This window comes from Vibrio sp. VP6, assembly GCF_028823755.1.
Taxonomy (GTDB): Bacteria; Pseudomonadota; Gammaproteobacteria; order Enterobacterales; family Vibrionaceae; genus Vibrio; species Vibrio parahaemolyticus.
Map to the genome: position 1 here is coordinate 39,735 of NZ_JAPEID010000033.1, position 17,773 is coordinate 57,507.

The window sequence follows — 17,773 nt, forward strand, 5'->3', positions numbered from 1 at the left end:
GTTCGGCGACATATTACGTTATATTTTGCAGTGTTTACTTAATCTATGCCAACGAACTTCATTTCATGGTTATAAATCAACGCTCAATTCGTACAATTTTCAAGCATTCAGTCTTGGCAGCGTCACTTTGCGCTTCACTGCCTTCTGTGGCCGCTGAAAAGATCTGTGCGATCTACCCTCATTTAAAGGATTCTTACTGGTTATCAGTAAACTATGGAATGGTCTCTGAAGCAGAGAAACAAGGCGTCAACCTGCGCGTATTAGAAGCAGGTGGCTACCCAAATAAAAGTCGTCAAGAGCAGCAACTTGCGCTGTGTACCCAATGGGGTGCGGATGCCATTATTTTAGGCACGGTTGATCCTCACGCCTATGAACACAACTTAAAAAGTTGGGTCGGTAACACGCCCGTATTTGCAACAGTCAACCAACTCGATCTTGATGAAGAACAGAGCACACTGCTCAAAGGCGAAGTCGGTGTCGATTGGTATTGGATGGGTTACGAGGCCGGTAAGTACTTAGCCGAGCGCCATCCAAAAGGCTCAGGTAAAACCAATATTGCCCTACTGCTTGGCCCGCGCACTCGTGGTGGCACTAAGCCTGTCACAACGGGGTTTTATGAAGCTATCAAAAACAGCGACATCCACATCGTTGACTCGTTTTGGGCAGACAACGACAAAGAGTTACAGCGTAACCTGGTGCAACGCGTGATTGATATGGGGAACATTGATTACATCGTCGGCAGTGCGGTCGCCATAGAAGCAGCCATCAGTGAATTGCGCAGCGCAGATAAAACCCATGATATTGGTTTGGTATCGGTGTATTTGAGTCACGGAGTGTATCGTGGGCTTCTGCGCAATAAAGTGCTTTTTGCTCCGATAGACAAAATGGTGCAACAAGGTCGCCTGTCTGTCATGCAAGCGGCTCACTATTTACGCCATCAACCGTATGAAAAACAGGCATCGCCAATCATCAAACCACTGACGCCAAAGACGCTTCACGATGACACAATTGAAGAATCGTTATCTCCGTCAGAATATAGGCCGACATTCAGCATAAAGGCTGTTGATTGATACGCTAAAAAAGTGTTTTATTGATAGATAACCAGTTCATAATCATAAAATCGGAATAACTTGATGCAAAAAACGACTCGTACCATGCCTGCGCATAAACACGTGGCATTGGTTGCCCACGACAATTGCAAACCTGAGCTCCTTCGCTGGGTAAAAGAGAATAAAGAAAAGCTGCAACGCCATTTCTTGTACGCTACAGGCACAACTGGCCACATGCTGAGCAAAGAAACTGGCTTAGCAATTAAGAGTATGATCAGCGGCCCGATGGGTGGCGACCAACAACTCGGAGCATTGATTTCGGAAGGTAAAATCGATGTGTTGGTCTTCTTCTGGGATCCACTAAACGCCGTACCTCACGACCCTGATGTGAAAGCCCTACTTCGTATCGCGAGTGTTTGGAACATCCCAGTTGCGACTAACCGTGCAACGGCAAAATTCCTCTTCGACTCTCCTCTTTTAGAACAAGAAGTCGACATCGAAGTGCCAGATTACGAAGCTTACCTTGCAGAACGCATGTAAATCGACGTAATCAAATAGATAACACAAAGGCGATACTGAGTATCGCCTTTGTTGTTTTTAACGGTTGAAAAAGTGTGTTTAACGTGAGGTAACGATTGGGTAGTCGCCACTTACGAGTTCTTGCACAAATGCAGAACCCGCACCCGTATGCGTGATCCACACTTTCTCTTTTGCACGAGTAATTGCGACATAGAACAGTCGGCGCTCTTCGGCATACGGGAATTTGTCTTTGGACTCGGTCAACGCACCGTCGATGTGAATCTGCTTCTTCTTAGCTGGGAACTGCCCTTCATCCACAGCCAAAATAATCACAAAATCGGCTTCTCGACCTTTACTCGCATGACAAGTCATAAAACGAATATCGAGATTCGGGAATCGTCTTAACCAGTCATCATACAAATCGGGTTTATGGTAATGATTACGGCCAAGCAGCAATACAGACTTAGTTTGTTTCGCTTGTTGATTCAATTGATCGAGGATTTTCTCAACTTGGTTGCTTGGCGCTGTGTGCACGCTCTTTTGCTTGCGTTGTTTGTGGCTGTTGAGCGTCTTCGGTAATTGTGATGGGTTTTGCTGCACGAACGTATTCGCTACATCGCCAATTTGATTATTGAAACGATAGGTTGTGTCTAGGTGATGTACCGTAGAGTGAGCGAATCGCTCTTTAAACCCAGTAATCAAGTCCACATCTGCGCCCGCAAACTGGTAAATCGCTTGCCAGTCATCGCCTACGGCAAACAAGGTTGCGCCAGGCTGCTTCTCTGTTGATTCACATAACGCTTCGATCAACGCCAAACGATCTGGAGAGATATCTTGATACTCATCGACCATAACAAAACGCCAAGGCGATACGAACTTCCCTTTATTCACGTAATCCGTTGCTCGACTTATCATGGTTGGGAAATCGACTTGATTGCTCTCTTTAAGCATTTTTTGCCATGCAGAAAAGCACGGCCAACACAGTGCTAATTCGCTATTGAGGCGCGTATAGTCTTGGTGATCCACCAACTTCTCTTGCACTTGCTTTTTCGTTAAACCAACAGCAGCTAAATGCGACAATTGAGAATCCAACCAAGCAATCAGCTTCGGATTTTCCGAATGGCTACCCAGCTCATCATCACCTTTCAGATAAGCAATAGGCCATTTATCTAAATGCTTTTGCCAACGTTTGAAATTTGTTGGTGTCATCCAGTGCTTTTTCAACCAGTCGACACACCAAGCCGTGCGTTGGTTATCGTCTAATGCAAGAGGGCTAATTTCGACAGGCTGCTGCTCGACTTGATTAAGAATGTACAAGCCGAGTTGATGAAAGGTATTTACTCTTACGCCTTCTGCCGCCAAACCGACTTTATCAACCAAACGCTCTTTCATTTCTTTCGCGGCATCTCGGCCAAACGCAAGCATCAAAAGTTCTTCCGCTTGAGCTTGATGGCTTTGAAGTAAGTAAGCCACTCTTGCAGTCAATACGCTGGTTTTACCCGAGCCTGCCCCAGCCAAAACAAGGTTGTGATCATCATTGAGCAACACTGCGTATTGTTGCGACAAGTTCAGCGGAGACGATTCAATGCGGTTGAACAAGACTTCCCAATTAGGACGTTCGTTCTCCAGCCATTCGTGATTGCGCTCTCCCAGCGTATGAGAGGTGTCAACCAGCCAAGGCTCAATTTCACCCATGCGATTAGGCATGCGCATTTTAGCTTCGTCTAGGCTGGTCTTGATTTCTGCGAGTTCTTGATTGAGTTTCTCTACCCACGCCATAACTTGAGAATGAGAAAGATAGGCAGGAAGGTATTTGAGCTGGTACAACTCTTCTTCCCATTTAGGAAGGTACTCCGCCAGTTTTCGGCACTGAGTGTTGTGCCACTCTTGATATTGACGCACAGCTTCTAACGCAAACTTACGACATTGAGGCCAAGGTAAACCTTGTACTAACCAACTTTGTTGCTTGCCATCTTGCTCGTGAGCGAAGAACTGAAGCGAGCTCCAAAACAGGCCACGTTTCACGTTGACTTTACCGTTCCAGACGGTGAAAGGAATATGCTCTTCACTGCCAATTGAGCTTAATAAAACACTGTTCTCTTTTATTTCGACATGATAATACTCATTTTGAATAAAAAACTGTGCTTTGCTGGTGGCAGTAAGCTGCATGAAACGTGCGCCTTTTAAGTGAGAAGTTGTCGATTTATATCATTTTAGGGCTTCAAATTGTAGCAGCGACCGCCACCTAAATACGCATCTTCCTTGATTCTTTAATAAAATTCACATTACTGCTGATTTTGTGAACATAATTGTCATTACTTCAACGCTATAAACCCAAACTCTAGACGGTTTTCGCATCCGAAAACTGCTCTGCATTCTTAAGTCAATGACATTTCTGTCGATTTCATAACCAAGCGTGATTTTTTCTTAAATTAAATCATAAACACGCTATAGTGAGCTTGGTAACATATCCAAACAACTTCAAGATGATAGCGCACGTGAAAGCCGTTTGTTTTAAGGCTCAATTGGTGAGCGTTAACCGTGAGAACGTCAACTTTCTAACGCCGTCATCCTTGAGTGAAATTGGGAATTTTTCTCCGTTTTTATCGGAAATGTAAGGCGCATTGTGCAAGCAGCTTCTAAATTTCGCCTCTATTGGGCAAATAAAACCATTAACTACAGCATTCTTATATTGATCACCCTGTTGGGTGTCGTTATTCCTGCTTGGTACTTCGGACAAAACACTTTGATCACACCTCTCATACTAGGTGTGATTGCCGCTGCACTAGCGGAAAGTGATGACAGCTTTATGGGACGAATCAAAGCTCTGATTCTCACGTTTATCTGTTTCGCGGTTGCGGCCTTCTCTATTGAAATACTGTTTCACACCCCTTGGCTGTTTGCCACGGGTCTGTTTATTTCCACGTTTGGCTTTATCATGCTTGGCGCAATTGGGCCAAAGTATGCCAGTATCGCATTTGGTTCGTTGCTGATCGCCATTTACACCATGCTCGGTGCACACGAAAGCACGAATATTTGGTTCCAGCCGTTGTTACTGCTAACTGGTGCCGCTTGGTATTACTTTATGTCGATGATCTGGCAAATGTTCTGGCCGTTGCAGCCGGTGCAATTAAGCCTCGCGAACGTGTTTCTTGCGCTTGCTAATTATCTCGATGCCAAAGCCAAGCTTTTCCACCCAGTCACGAACCTTGCACCGCAACCAATGCGTATTGAAGCGGCTCGCCTTAATGCTGCAACGGTCACCGCACTCAATGCGTGTAAAGCAACGCTACTCACCCGTTCCAAGCGTGGTCATGTAGACGGACCAAGTGACCGATTCTTGAATATCTATTTTATTGCGCAAGACATTCACGAACGCGTGAGTTCGAGCCACTACCGCTACCAAGATTTGGCAACGGAGTTCGAGCGTTCAGACGTACTGTTCCGCTTTAAATATCTTCTTGAGACACAAGCGCAAGCTTGCCGAGATATTGCTCAAGCTATTCAACTCGGCAACGAATACACTCACACCGATGAGTCAATTTTGGCTTTAGCAGAACTACAAAATTCACTGGCGTATTTGGAAGAGCAGCAACAAGGTCATTGGAAGCGTTTGTTAATGCAGCTAACTTACCTGTTCAATAACCTCGCTACGGTTGAAAAGCAGCTAAACAACATCAATAACCCGGATGCCGAACGCCTAGAAGAAGACACGCTTGCCGATACTAACCCACATACGTTGAAAGCGATGTGGCAACGCATTTCGGCTAACCTTCATAAAGATTCGATGCTATTTCGACATGCGTTGCGTATGTCAATTGCGCTTACTATTGGGTACGGCATCATTCAGCTGTTTGATATTGACCGTGGTTATTGGATTTTGCTTACAACGCTGTTTGTGTGTCAACCGAACTACAGTGCAACGCGCCAAAAACTTACGGCTCGTGTGATCGGTACTTTAGCGGGGTTATTGATTGGCGTACCGCTGCTAACGTTCTTCCCTTCTCAAGAAAGTCAGTTGGTGTTTATCGTTGTTTCGGGCGTGATGTTCTTTGCATTTAGGATGAACAACTACGGCTACGCGACCGGATTTATCACCTTGTTAGTCTTGTTCCTGTTCAACCAGTTAGGTGAAGGCTACGCAGTGGTGCTTCCTCGGCTTGCCGATACACTGATTGGCTGCGCGCTAGCCGTCGCGGCTGTGATGTTCATTTTACCTGACTGGCAATCGAGAAGACTGCATAAAGTGATGTCTGATGCGATAGATGCGAATAAACAGTATTTGGATCAGATCATCGGCCAATATCGTATCGGTAAGAAAGACAACCTGAGCTACCGCATTGCTCGTCGTCAGGCTCACAATAATGATGCGACATTGACGTCAGCAATCAGCACAATGCTTGCTGAACCAGGTAAGTATCGCGCAGCCGTCGATGAGAGCTTCCGCTTTCTGACGCTCAACCACGCCATGCTCAGCTACATCTCTGCTTTAGGCGCACATCGCACTCGCATCGAAGATGAATCCATTCATAAACTGGTTCTGGATGCTCACCGTTGTATCCACCAGCATTTGGATGTGTTGCACCAACAATTACACCAACATTGCGAAGAGTGCGATTTATCCAACATTGACGATGCTGGACTTGAGCAGCGTTTGAACGAATGGCGCGATGAGGATGACAGCTCGGCGCGTATGGTGCTTCAGCAACTCCACCTTATTTATCGCATGTTGCCTGAGCTTCACTCGCTGGCGAGCAAATTTGCCGTTCGTGTGAACTAACTCGACCTTAGAGAGACTAACTTAAAGGTGCATGTGACTTAACACGCGTTCTTTATGCAATTAGGGAAGCACTTTTGCTTCCCTTTTTTAATTTTAGATAACCCGAAGTAGGTAAAATTACCTTTCATAGGAAAAGTCTTACGTATCACTTAACGCACCTTGACAATACTCGGACAAAAAACCATCGGTCAAATTCTAATCTAATTCTATTGAATAAGTATGTTGTGTGGCCACGGAGGCCGTTAGACAGGACATGAAGGATAAACCTGAGTACAGCGAGGATACAGAGATGAAAGCGCAACAATTTAAAGAGCTAAAGAAGAAGCTTGGAGACCTGACAGCAAGTCAGTTAAAGACATTGCAAGGCGAAATCAGCATGACGCTGAACAAAAAGGAAAAGCCATTGCTCTCCACTGAAGAGCGTGAAATGTTATCTAAACTGTTTGTTTGATTAAGTTATTGATATAAATCACTTGCACGTTTTATAAACGCTTCCTATGCTAACAGCAGCATAATAAGTGGAATTATAATCATGCCAGTTTCAGGGATTCACTCCGGTCAACAAATCATGCAGTTGTCGCACAAGATGGCGGATAAAGCTGCACATGAGATTCAACAAACCTTCGTAAAAGGCGGTGAAGACTTATCATTCAATAAAGTCGAACTCGCTAAAAACGTGGCTTTCGCCGCGACCCCTTCCCTAGCCGCACATACCACTGTTATCGAACCTCTTATCGAAGTTACTCAAGCCGCAAGTTACAACCGTATTGGTGCGTCCGTTGTGGAAAAAAATAACGAGGTAATTGGCAGCCTTCTCGACATTCACGTCTAAAGAAACCAAGATAAAAATTATACCTAACTCCCTTTCCAGATATTGAAGAACACCAAACGCTAATAAGCGCAGCGGTCAAATCTAACCGCCGCACTTTTCATTTCTCAAGTCACTTTATCCGTTATCAATAACACCTCGATTAAGAAGCGATTCAACAATCTCGTTTGAGCTTAATCCATTAAAGTCTATTGCCTGACCTAAGTTCTCAACCACAATGGTCTGATGAACGTTCGCATCAGTAGTAATGCTCAAAGAGACATTATCTGTCGTGGCATCGTAGTCCGCTTGAATATGCGCCAGTAACTCATCAATTCCTGCCATTGGGTCATTTAAATCCGCAATCACGTCTTTAAGATCGATCGTGTCTTCATTAAGCGTAAAGTCGGTGATGGTATCCACTGCACCTTCGTCAACGGTATCTTGAGTCCATTTAAAGATATCGTTACCACCGCCACCCGTTAGGATGTCCGAACCCAGACCACCGATGAGAATATCATCGCCGTCACCACCGATAATGCGGTCATCACCCGCCCCGCCGATGAGGGAAATTCCGCGATCACTACCAAGTAACAGATTATCTTCCGTTTCAGAAGAAACATCGATGTCACGGTTGTTGGACGTAACATTGATGCTGATGTCAATTGGGTCTGAGAACGCTTGATCGCCATTCGATTCCGTTGAAACCGCAGTCAGCGTGATATCGTGATCACCCTGGCGCACATTATCGATGTGAAGCGTATCAATTTCATCAGCAGGCACTGTCCAAGTGGAAGTCGCACTATCAAAACTGATGCTCGATGTGGTCGCATCACTCGTTAGCGTGGCGCCTCTTGGAACGCCTGTCACCTCTAACGCTAAGACTTCATCCAAATCCGTCAGTGCAGCAATAATGCCGACTAACGCTACGCCCTGAAAACTCGCACTTTGGCTAGCAGTAATGCGCTGGATGTAATTAAAGTTCGCGTCAAAGGCAAGCGTCGGTTTGTCTGCCACAGGTGTCACGTTGATATCAAACGTTTCGGTGGTTTGCAGCGACGTTCCTGTAGAATTCTCATAGTAAATTCCATTATCGTCCGCTGTAACCGTCAATGAAATCGCTGAACTGTTCACGTCACTTGCATCGACAAAAACACCGACATTTGGATCTGTCGAAGTCAACACCGCATTAAGTTGGGACAACGTTCCCATCAACACGGTTTCACCCGCCAAACCAACACCTTGCGTCACACCACTGCCGGATGGCGCGATAACACTGACATCACCTTCACTCGTGCTGAGCGAAATCGTCATGATCTCGTTCTCATGGATACCCGTGAAATCCACATCCGCTATCGTAATGCCTGATATTTTTTGACCTGCCGATTCGAAGATCGTGCTGGTTACTAATGAGCCATCAATCTCCGGAGCATCATTAACCGCTTGAACGTTCATGACCGCAGAACCGCTGATTGTGATTGGATCCGGTGCTCCATTGGTCGTGCCATCATCAGTAATGTCATAGACAAAACTCACGTCGCCGTTGAAGTTTACTGATGGTTCAAAGTGCCATTCCGTCGCGCTAATCTGCGTGATCGTTCCCGCCGATGGATCCGCAAGCGTGACATTACTGACCGCCAAGTTATCGTTTTCCGGATCAGTTGCATTTGCCAATAGTTCCGAGGCGGTAATGCTCACAGCGCCGCTGTCTTCTTCTATCGAAGAAAGCGTCACTTCCGATGTTTGAGGCGCATCGTTTACATCGAACACTTCAAAAGATGCAGAACCCGATACCGTCTTAGGATCGGATACACCATTTGTTGTGCCGTCGTCCGTAATATCGTAAGTCAGCTCTACAGGGCCGTTGTAACCCGGCGCTGGCGTAAACTCCCAATTCCCTGTGGTTGAGTTAAACGCCAAAGAGCCAGAACTAGGGTCCACAAGTTGAACGTTACTCACCGTCAAGTTGTCGTTTTCCACATCAGTGGCATTCACAAGCAAATCTGATGCAGAAATTGCAAATACACCACTGTCTTCACCAATACTGGTCAAGGTAACTGGCGACGTTTCAGGCGCATCGTTCACGGCTGTAACATCAATCACAAAACTGCGACTGTTGGTGTTTAAAGTGTCATCAACACCACTAATAACAATGCCTTCGTTGCCTTGATCATCGACTGTAATGTTCACAGTAACATCGCCGAAGAAGTTGAGATCAGGGTTGAACTCAATCAATCCTTCAGCAATGGCGGCATTGAGATCTGCGACTGAACCTTTTAGCTCAACCGCTCCTGTACCGTCACCCTGAACCGTCAAACCATATTTCGAGATAACGTTAGCGTTCAATGCGAGATACCCGCTATCTACCGCTACATTAAGAACATACTCTGCATTCGGGTTATCAAGTACCGCATCGACATCAGAGATACCGAAGCTATTTAGCAATAAGGCGTTGTCTTCAGGTGTTTCCACATCGACAACATTAACGAAGTCAGGTCTGTCGTTTACCGCTGTAACATCGACAGACACATCAAACTCTTCCGCATTACCCAAGCTTTGGCTGCCGTCTAGGCCGGTATCGACCGCTTGCACTTTAAAATGAAGCGAGCCAGCCCAAGAGTTGTCATTTCTGTCACCAGAGTTAAAGACGATTTGATCTAGGTCTTGAGCATTGATTTCAAGGACAAAAACACCACTACCTTGATCAACAAATGTCGTTCCATCTGGAAGTGACAAGCTCGCACCATCTGGTACGTTTGAAATCTCAACCCTCAGTGTTTCTGGATCATTCTCTTGATAATTTGCACCGTCGCCAATCGACTCTTTGTTATCCACCACCAGCGCATTCACGTTGATGGTAATGTCTTCGCCTTCGTTGCCTGAGACTTGGGTATCAGGGTTAACATCCACGTCGTCGCCAATCGGGTTAACGACTAACGTAAAGTTGCTGTTTCGCTCGGTAGGCACTTTCAACAACTCTTCTTGAATGAAGACAGAGATACCGATTTCAACTTCACCACTAAAGTGTTTTGGCGGCTTAATTTGAATATCGCTCAAGTCGATAGAAGTTTGCGTCAAGTCTTTAACTTGAATGCTCCACTCGCCATTGCCTGCGTTTTTCACAATGTAATCGGATGAATTAGACTCAACAACAAAGTCATTCGGAATGCCTGTCAGCTTAAGTGAAACAAAGCTTTCAGAGCCATCATCGTCGGTCAGACTGATCGTAACGCCAGTACCTGACTGGTTGAGTGAAATCAACGTATCTTCATCACCCGTCACGACGATAGGCTGACTTGGATCGGTTCCCGTAATTACAATGTCATCCACGACAGGCGTGACTTCAAATGTCACGTCGTCGGTAAAGGTGCGTACATCTACGTTATCGCCCGGATTGATCAATGTCGATTGGTCAAACACGGCAACGTCTGTGATTTCGCCTTCGATGTTAATTTTCACCGTATTTTGACCACCACCAACCGGGTAGTTTTCACTCGGTTTGAACAGAACGTTATCCAACGCTCCCGCTAAAATATCGGCTTCATTAAATTCGATACTCGTGCCCAAACTGTTGCCATTGCTATCGACAAACTCACCCTGTGTCGTGTCATCAAGCGTCAACTTGATGTTGGTTAACGTTTCTCTACCGCCTAATGTGTTGTTAAAGCCATCTGCAAAATCGACGTTCAAATTAAGCTGAATTAATCCATCTTCGTAACCAATACCATCAGCGGTTGGAACATCGTTATTGAGGTCATCAACAGGCTGCTTGTTCGCATCAAGACCAAGTGTTCCAGTAATATCGACTGTGACATCTGGCGTGATGTTGCGATCCAACGGCTGGTCGCCTGCCGAACTTGGCACGTCAGCAACTGGCAGAATTTGCACCGGAATCAGTTCTGTGGACGATTTTTCATCTGCAGAGCCCGTATCTTTAGTCACAAATCTCACTGGCAAAACGAAGTCGCCAGCATAATCTTCAGCCACGCGCATCGTTAAGCCTTCAAGGCCAACAATGTTTCCGCTTGCGTCGATATCCGCTTGGAATACGTATTTGCCGTTAATGAAATCAACGTCCGTACCGGTAATGATTAAGCCCGGCGGAATACCAGGTGAAGATGGGTCAATGATGATGGTCAATACGTCTTCCACACCATCAGGATTGATCACATCAATCTTGGAAGTAAGCTGAGCACCAAGATCAACAAAGTTGTCTTCTGAGCCTTCAATTTGTACGTCATCGGTCACGTCAATTTCGGCCGCGACACTGGTTTGCGGAGTAAGAACCGTTGGGAACTCCAACATCACGTCCGTTTGTCTTATTTCAGTTGCGTCTTTTTCAACCGAATCTTCACCTAAGTCATTCACACGCGCGTAAATCGTCAAACCAATTTGCGATAAACCGCCGTTATCACCATTGTCAGTGTCGTCGTTTGGCGTCAAATCAAGGCCAGATGGCGCTTTAATGCAGAAATTCTCCTCATCAATGATCGTCCAACGGCCGTCACCTTCATTCAGTGCTCCGATAATGACTAGCTGGTTAAGAATGGCAGGATCGGTCGTGTGCAACTGAACAACCAGTTCAGTCACCACCTCATCCGAAGAAGCATCAAACTCTTGATATTTAATGATGTTTGCACCAGCTTGGCCACCCGCAGAGGTGTTGATTGTAAAGTCGATTGCACCTTGCGCATCCGATTTAACAACGTCTATCGCAGTACCATTACTTTCTGTGACCAGCAAGCGCGTTTGATCGCCTATCGCACCAGAGGTATCTTCTGGTTCAACAACTGGATTCACTTGAACGTGAACCGAACCTGTAATCACCGCTTCTGCAATCCCTTGTCCTGGATTTGCCGCATCAACGTACTCATGGTCAATCTCTTTCACAGTCAACGTTGTGCTCAAATCAAAGTCGGTACTGGAATCTTGTTCCAACTCAACTTGAACATAACCACTCTGCGTAACGCGAGCAGAGAAGTCTTGCTCAGATTCATTGGCTTGCGGCGTTAATGTTAACGTACCAGCGACGAGCGTTTGCGCTACACCATCCACGTACACGGTGCAACTCGGAGGGAAGCCAGAAATTGTCACTTCTGAGAAGAACTCATCGGCATCTGGACTTTGGCTGGTCGTTGGTTTCCAATCGATGTTGAAGCGCGTATCTTCGTCACCTTCCGAAACCACGGTATAGTTATTTCTTGCGTCAATCACAGGGCCAACAATCACACGAATTTCCCCAGTTGAGGTGCGCGTATGACCATCGTTTTCAGTAACGATCGTGGTTGCTGTGATGTGAATATTCTCGGTAGACGATGCTTCCGGTTTAATCACAATGCCCGAGTTGATGTTTGCTTGCGTAATATTCGCTTCATAGATTGGCTGGTTATTACCATCGTACCCAACGAACGTTAAATCGACCGAGTTGCCATCATTATCAAATATCTCAACGCCATCAGGAATGTTGGAAAGCAGTACCGTTACCGTTTCAGAGTGGTCGTTCGGGTTGTCTTTGAATTCTCCAGAAAGAATGCTGAACGAAATATCAACTTGGCCATTTTCATCCACAAATGTTTGAACGCCACGTACGTTGCCATCATCAAACTCTTGCCAAATACCTGACTTATCATTGAGTTCAACGATTGGAATATCCGCTACGCCTTTCACATCAACAATGACGGTTTTGTTCCCGAGTGAAAGTACATCTTGCGCGGAACCTGTTGATAGCGATGCGCTGTCTTTTACGATGCCTTCTACGTTGAAGGTGAAATCGTCATTACTGTGCAGTGGTGGCAGCACTTCTACATTCGTCAGATGCGACTCAGGAATTTCGTAATACAGCACATTGCCGCTGCCATCCGTCACTTCAACAATCTGTGAAGGATTCGCGCCATCGAGCCAGACAAGCGTCACGCCGTCGATAGAAAAATTCGAGATGCGAACAAACAGCTCTTCTGAACCATCCATATCCGCGGATGGTTTCATTGAAATCACTTCGCTTAATTGAAGTGGGTCGTGGTCAGTAACCGGATCGACCGTATCTTGAGTGCGAGCGTTATCCTCGAAAATATTGATGCGATTAACGGTAAAGCTGCCAGCATCAGCGACCGGAGTGACATCAATGACGATGGTTTCCGTTTCTGAGCGAGCCGTTTCTTTACCTGTCAGTGGATTCACGCTCTCCGTGGTGATCGCAGTGACATCAATTTTTATTTCACCCGAGAAGTTATCAATTGGATCGACTTGAACATCGCCAATTCGACTTGCATCAACAAGGTATACCCCACCCGTTTGCGCGATGGCACTGCCATCTGAGTAAACTAGCGTTGCGTTGCCCTCACCTTGGGTAAAGACAAGTTCGTACACGATGCTTTCTGGGTTACTGCTGTCTTGTGTTTGCGCGCTGATGTTCAGAGAAACGTTGTTACCATCTTCATCAACCGTGTAGTTAAAGGTACTGTTTGCCGTCCAAGTCGCGATGTCTGCAACGCTTTCCACTTGAATGTTGAGCCTGCCATTGATGATGTGGTCAGACACACCGTTATTAAGGATCTCAACTCGGATGCGTGGATCTATGCCACTATCGCCTGTCGCAAAATGGCGGTCAGGCACAAAATAGAGGTTCTCAAGCGTAACGAACTCACCATTGAATGATTGAATGACATTCGAACCGTCCAACACAACAGAGCCATTGACTGGCGTAAGTTCAATGTACTCGCCATTGGCATTTCGATAATAGAACGTGCCGTTGTGCGTGCTCGCATCGCGAATCGTGATATCGCCTAGGCTTTCATTTCTATCGAGGTCGTGCAAGTTAATCACTAGATCGACTTTCGCTGGCGTAGTATCTAGACCAGATAAGTTATCTTGCGTGTTGGCATTCTCAGTACCAAGGATAGAACCGTCACGGCCTTTATCTTCGAAAGACAACACCGATGAGGTATCGATTTGTGCATTTCTGTCTGTCACGGAGATGTCGAGATCGGCGGTACTCGTATCTCCGTCACCATCGGTAGCCGTAACATGAACCGTGAAATCGATTGAAGCCGCATCGGTATGATCAAGATCGTCATTTGGTCTAAAGCTAATAGAGCCGTCAGTTCGAACAATCAAACGTCCAATTTCAGTGTCAACGCCGTTTAGGGTTTTATGTACAAAAACCGTTTGATTGCTGCCGTTAAGATCAACGGTTGTCATATCTATTCCATTCTGTTTGAAATAGATACCTGAATCGTCTGCGCTAAATGAGGTCAGCTCACTACCATCTGCACCATAATTTAAGTCGCCTTCTACAGGATCTTGGAACAGTTGAACGGTTCGCGTTCCTTGCCCTTCAACACGAGTGATGGAACTATCGTAAATCGTTGGAACATCATCTGTGATCGTCACAGGAAGATTGATACCAGCGGTATCGCCATCCACATCCGTCGCAAAAACAGGCAGATTAAGCGTCAGTAAATCTTCGCCCTGAACACCATGATCCAGTACGCCTTCTAGAGTGAATTTGTATGTTCCGTCAGCATTTAACACCAGAGTAAATACCGACTTTCCATCTGGCGTTTGACCTTGGTAAGTGTAGTTGTTGTTATTCACACCAGTTTGTACGAGCGTGACCGCTTGTCCGCCTGACGTTACCCCGCTGATTGGGTTGCCAGACAAATCTAACTGGTAAGAAACTATCGTATCCGCACCTTCTACGCTATCAAAGCTGCCGCTTGCCTCTAGGCTGTCTTTGCTCAGCTCTGAGCCTGAAGGCAAGTCATCTTCATCTAAGAACAACGGCGTCGCCGTTTTGATTTCCGGCACGTCATCCACGATGGAGATTGGCAAGTTCACAGATGCCGATGTATCACCATCGAAGTCAGTAACAGAAATAGGAATATCTAACGTTAGGCTGTTTTCGCCCGCGCCAGCAGGATGATCCACAGGACCCACTAACTCAAATTGGTAGCTATTGTCTTTTGCATCCAACGTTAGGGTGAAAATCTGCGTGTTCGTGCCAACAATCACCGCTTCATAGGTGCTTACACCGTCGGCTTCAGAGACCAGTCTTAGTTCCACATCTTGACCATTTGACTGCAAACCAGCGACCGCGCCAGCTAAGTCAGAAACGTGATAACTGACGATTTCATCAGCGCCAGCAACAACGTTAAAGTGTCCATCTAACACTCGTAAGCCAGAAGTATCAGAGCCAGCAGGTAAATCATCTTCGTCAATCGTCAACTGGCTACTGTTATCCACCTCAGTGATAGACGGCACATCATCGACAACGGTAATTGGCAAACTAATCGTGTTCGACACATCGCCATCAAAATCCGTGGCATTCACAGGGAAATCAATCACTAGCTCATTTTCACCATTGCCATTTGGATGGTCTAGCTGAGCAAATAATTCAAATTGATACCTATCTTCTCCAGCATTTAACGTAAGTTTAAACACGATATCGGTAGTGCCTTGCACGTACGCACGGTACTCAATCACGCCATTCGCGTTTGAGTATTCAACAAGCTCTAGTGGCTGACCTGCTGACGTTAACCCAGCAACAGGTGAGACAAGATCCTCCAATTGGAAGCTAACGATAGAATCTGCACCGTCAACGACATCAAAATGTCCGCCGATAATATGATCACCTTGACCATCCGACCCTTTGTTCGGAATGTCATCCTCATCAATGGACAAGTGACTTCCTGGACGAATAGCTTCAATCGTCGGCGTATCATCCAAAATAGTGACTGGCAACGTCGCGTTAACGGAGTCGTTGTCCCCGTCGGTAATAACAATCGGCAGATTGACGGTCAGGTCATCAGAATTCGTCGCATGATCGAGCGCGCCAGACAATTCAAAATCGTAGCGTCCGTCTTGATGCAATGTCAGCGTGAAAATGGTGTCGCCACCAACGGTTTTTCCGACATAAACCAAAGCATCACTCGTTGACGCTGTAGCGTCTTGAGTAATCGCGATGCTCTCGCCGCCAGAAGTAAGTGCAGGCAGTAGATTGGAATTGAGATCCAGAACAAATGAGTCGATACCATCCGCGCTGGTCACTTCAAACTGACCAGAAACCGTTAGAGGCTCCTTGGTCTCGTCTGAGCCCAGCGGCAAATCATCTTCATGCACTTGTAAGCGGTCTATATTCGTTACCACAGGTACATCGTCTACCACCGTAATTGGTAACGTGAACACTGGTGATACATCGCCATCACCGTCAGTCACGGTGATTGGCAGTTCGATTATAATATTGTTTTGCTGATTACCATCAGGATGATCAAGTGGTTTTCTAAGATCAAACTCATAGGAGCTATTTGACGCATTCAGAGTTAACTCAAACACCACTTCTTGAGAATTAACCGTGATACCTTGATAAACATTCACCCCGCCAGTACTGGACGTTAAGACTAAGGTGATTGCCTCTCCGCCAGACATCAATGTACTAACTGGCGTCGTCAAATCACTCAGTTGAATCGAGGTGACTTGGTCTGCCCCTTCTGTTACATCGAAGGTACCACCGATGATGGTGTCTTGAGTACGGTCAGTACCCTGCGGTAGGTCGTCCTCATCGACGGTCTGTTCACTACCCTGAGCCAAACCGTCGATGGTTGGTACGTCATCCACAACAGTGATCGGCAACGTGAGAGTATTCGAAACATCACCATCAAAATCCGTCGCTGCGATAGGAAGGTTGATGACGATGTCGTTTTGACCATTCGCGGTTGGATGATCGAGTGGCTCAAGTAGTTCAAACTTGTAGCTGCCATCAGAAACATCCAACGTCACTCGAAAAGCAGGTGTTGTTGTTCCATCAATAATGGCTTCATAAACGGATACGCCACCTGAATTAGAAACTTCAACGAGAGTCAGTGATTGCCCACCAGACGTTAAGCCTTGAACTGGCGTGTTCAAGTCAACGATATGGTACTCGACGATATGGTCCGCACCTTCTGTCGCGACAAACTTACCAATAATACTCGTTGGTTCATTGCCATCAGAACCCACCGTTGGCAAATCATCTTCGTCTACTGTGAGTACGCTGTTTGCGTCGATACCATCGAGTGTTGGTCGATCATCAACAATCGTGACTGGAATCGTCGCGCTCGTGGTGTCGCCATCAAAATCGGTCGCGATAATAGGGAAATTCAGCGTTAGCTCATCTGCACCGATTGGATGGTCAAGTGTCCCTTCAAGGGTAAAATTATAACTGCCATCCGGTTTTACAACGAGCGTAAACACAGCATTCGCACCCGCGGTTGCTGTGTAAGTAAAACTGCCATCTGCGTTTGCAGTTTCAGTCATGGTTACGGCAACGCCTTGCGAAGTAAGCCCATCAACAGGCATCGCACTCGCATCGAGCTGATAACGGACGACACTATCCGAGCCTTGAGTCGTAGTGAACTTACCGTCTATGGAAAGCGCATCTTTTTGATCAGAACCAAGGTTGATCAAGTCATCTTCATCGACCGTGATTGGCTCAACATTTGTGATCACTGGTTGGTCATCAACAATGGTCACAGGAATCGTGGCAGAAGTGGTGTCACCATCAAAATCCGTCGCGATGATTGGGAAGCTCAGCGTCAGTTCGTCACTGTTACTCGCATGGTCAATTGGGCCTTCGAGTGTAAA

At 46.2% G+C, this 17,773-nt stretch carries 7 protein-coding genes; 5 read left to right on the top strand and 2 right to left on the bottom strand.

Annotation, left to right across the window (positions count from 1 at the left end):
• The first annotated feature begins 20 nt into the window (after nucleotides 1-20).
• Both torT and OU793_RS18455 read left to right on the top strand, forming a co-directional pair.
• The gene (gene torT, locus OU793_RS18450) at nucleotides 21-1,070 is read left to right on the top strand and encodes a TMAO reductase system periplasmic protein TorT (protein ID WP_265342577.1); all 1,050 of its coding nucleotides are present in this window, start codon (nucleotides 21-23) and stop codon (nucleotides 1,068-1,070) included.
• A gap of 63 nt (nucleotides 1,071-1,133) precedes the next feature.
• The gene (locus tag OU793_RS18455) at nucleotides 1,134-1,589 is read left to right on the top strand and encodes a methylglyoxal synthase (RefSeq protein ID WP_005454351.1); all 456 of its coding nucleotides are present in this window, start codon (nucleotides 1,134-1,136) and stop codon (nucleotides 1,587-1,589) included.
• 78 nt (nucleotides 1,590-1,667) lie between these two features.
• Here OU793_RS18455 and helD read toward each other — a convergent pair whose 3' ends face one another.
• Nucleotides 1,668-3,737 (bottom strand): DNA helicase IV, encoded by a 2,070-nt coding sequence (gene helD, locus OU793_RS18460; RefSeq protein WP_140103084.1) that lies wholly within the window; start codon nucleotides 3,735-3,737, stop codon nucleotides 1,668-1,670.
• Nucleotides 3,738-4,194: 457 nt separating this feature from the next.
• On the opposite strand from helD, the gene yccS reads away from it, so the two are divergent.
• The 3 genes from yccS (at nucleotide 4,195) to OU793_RS18475 (ending at nucleotide 7,180) form a co-directional block, all read left to right on the top strand.
• Nucleotides 4,195-6,348: a YccS family putative transporter gene (gene yccS / locus OU793_RS18465; protein WP_005454352.1), complete on the top strand. Its 2,154-nt coding sequence runs from the start codon at nucleotides 4,195-4,197 to the stop codon at nucleotides 6,346-6,348.
• Between the two features lie 253 nt (nucleotides 6,349-6,601).
• Nucleotides 6,602-6,799: a hypothetical protein gene (locus OU793_RS18470; RefSeq protein ID WP_017448124.1), complete on the top strand. Its 198-nt coding sequence runs from the start codon at nucleotides 6,602-6,604 to the stop codon at nucleotides 6,797-6,799.
• An 81-nt stretch (nucleotides 6,800-6,880) separates the two neighbouring features.
• Complete coding sequence (locus tag OU793_RS18475; RefSeq protein WP_029804398.1) at nucleotides 6,881-7,180, top strand: hypothetical protein; 300 nt, start codon at nucleotides 6,881-6,883, stop codon at nucleotides 7,178-7,180.
• A gap of 114 nt (nucleotides 7,181-7,294) precedes the next feature.
• Here OU793_RS18475 and OU793_RS18480 read toward each other — a convergent pair.
• Nucleotides 7,295-17,773 (bottom strand): DUF5801 repeats-in-toxin domain-containing protein (locus OU793_RS18480; protein WP_274647817.1); only part of this gene is annotated, 10,479 nt, incomplete at its 5' end.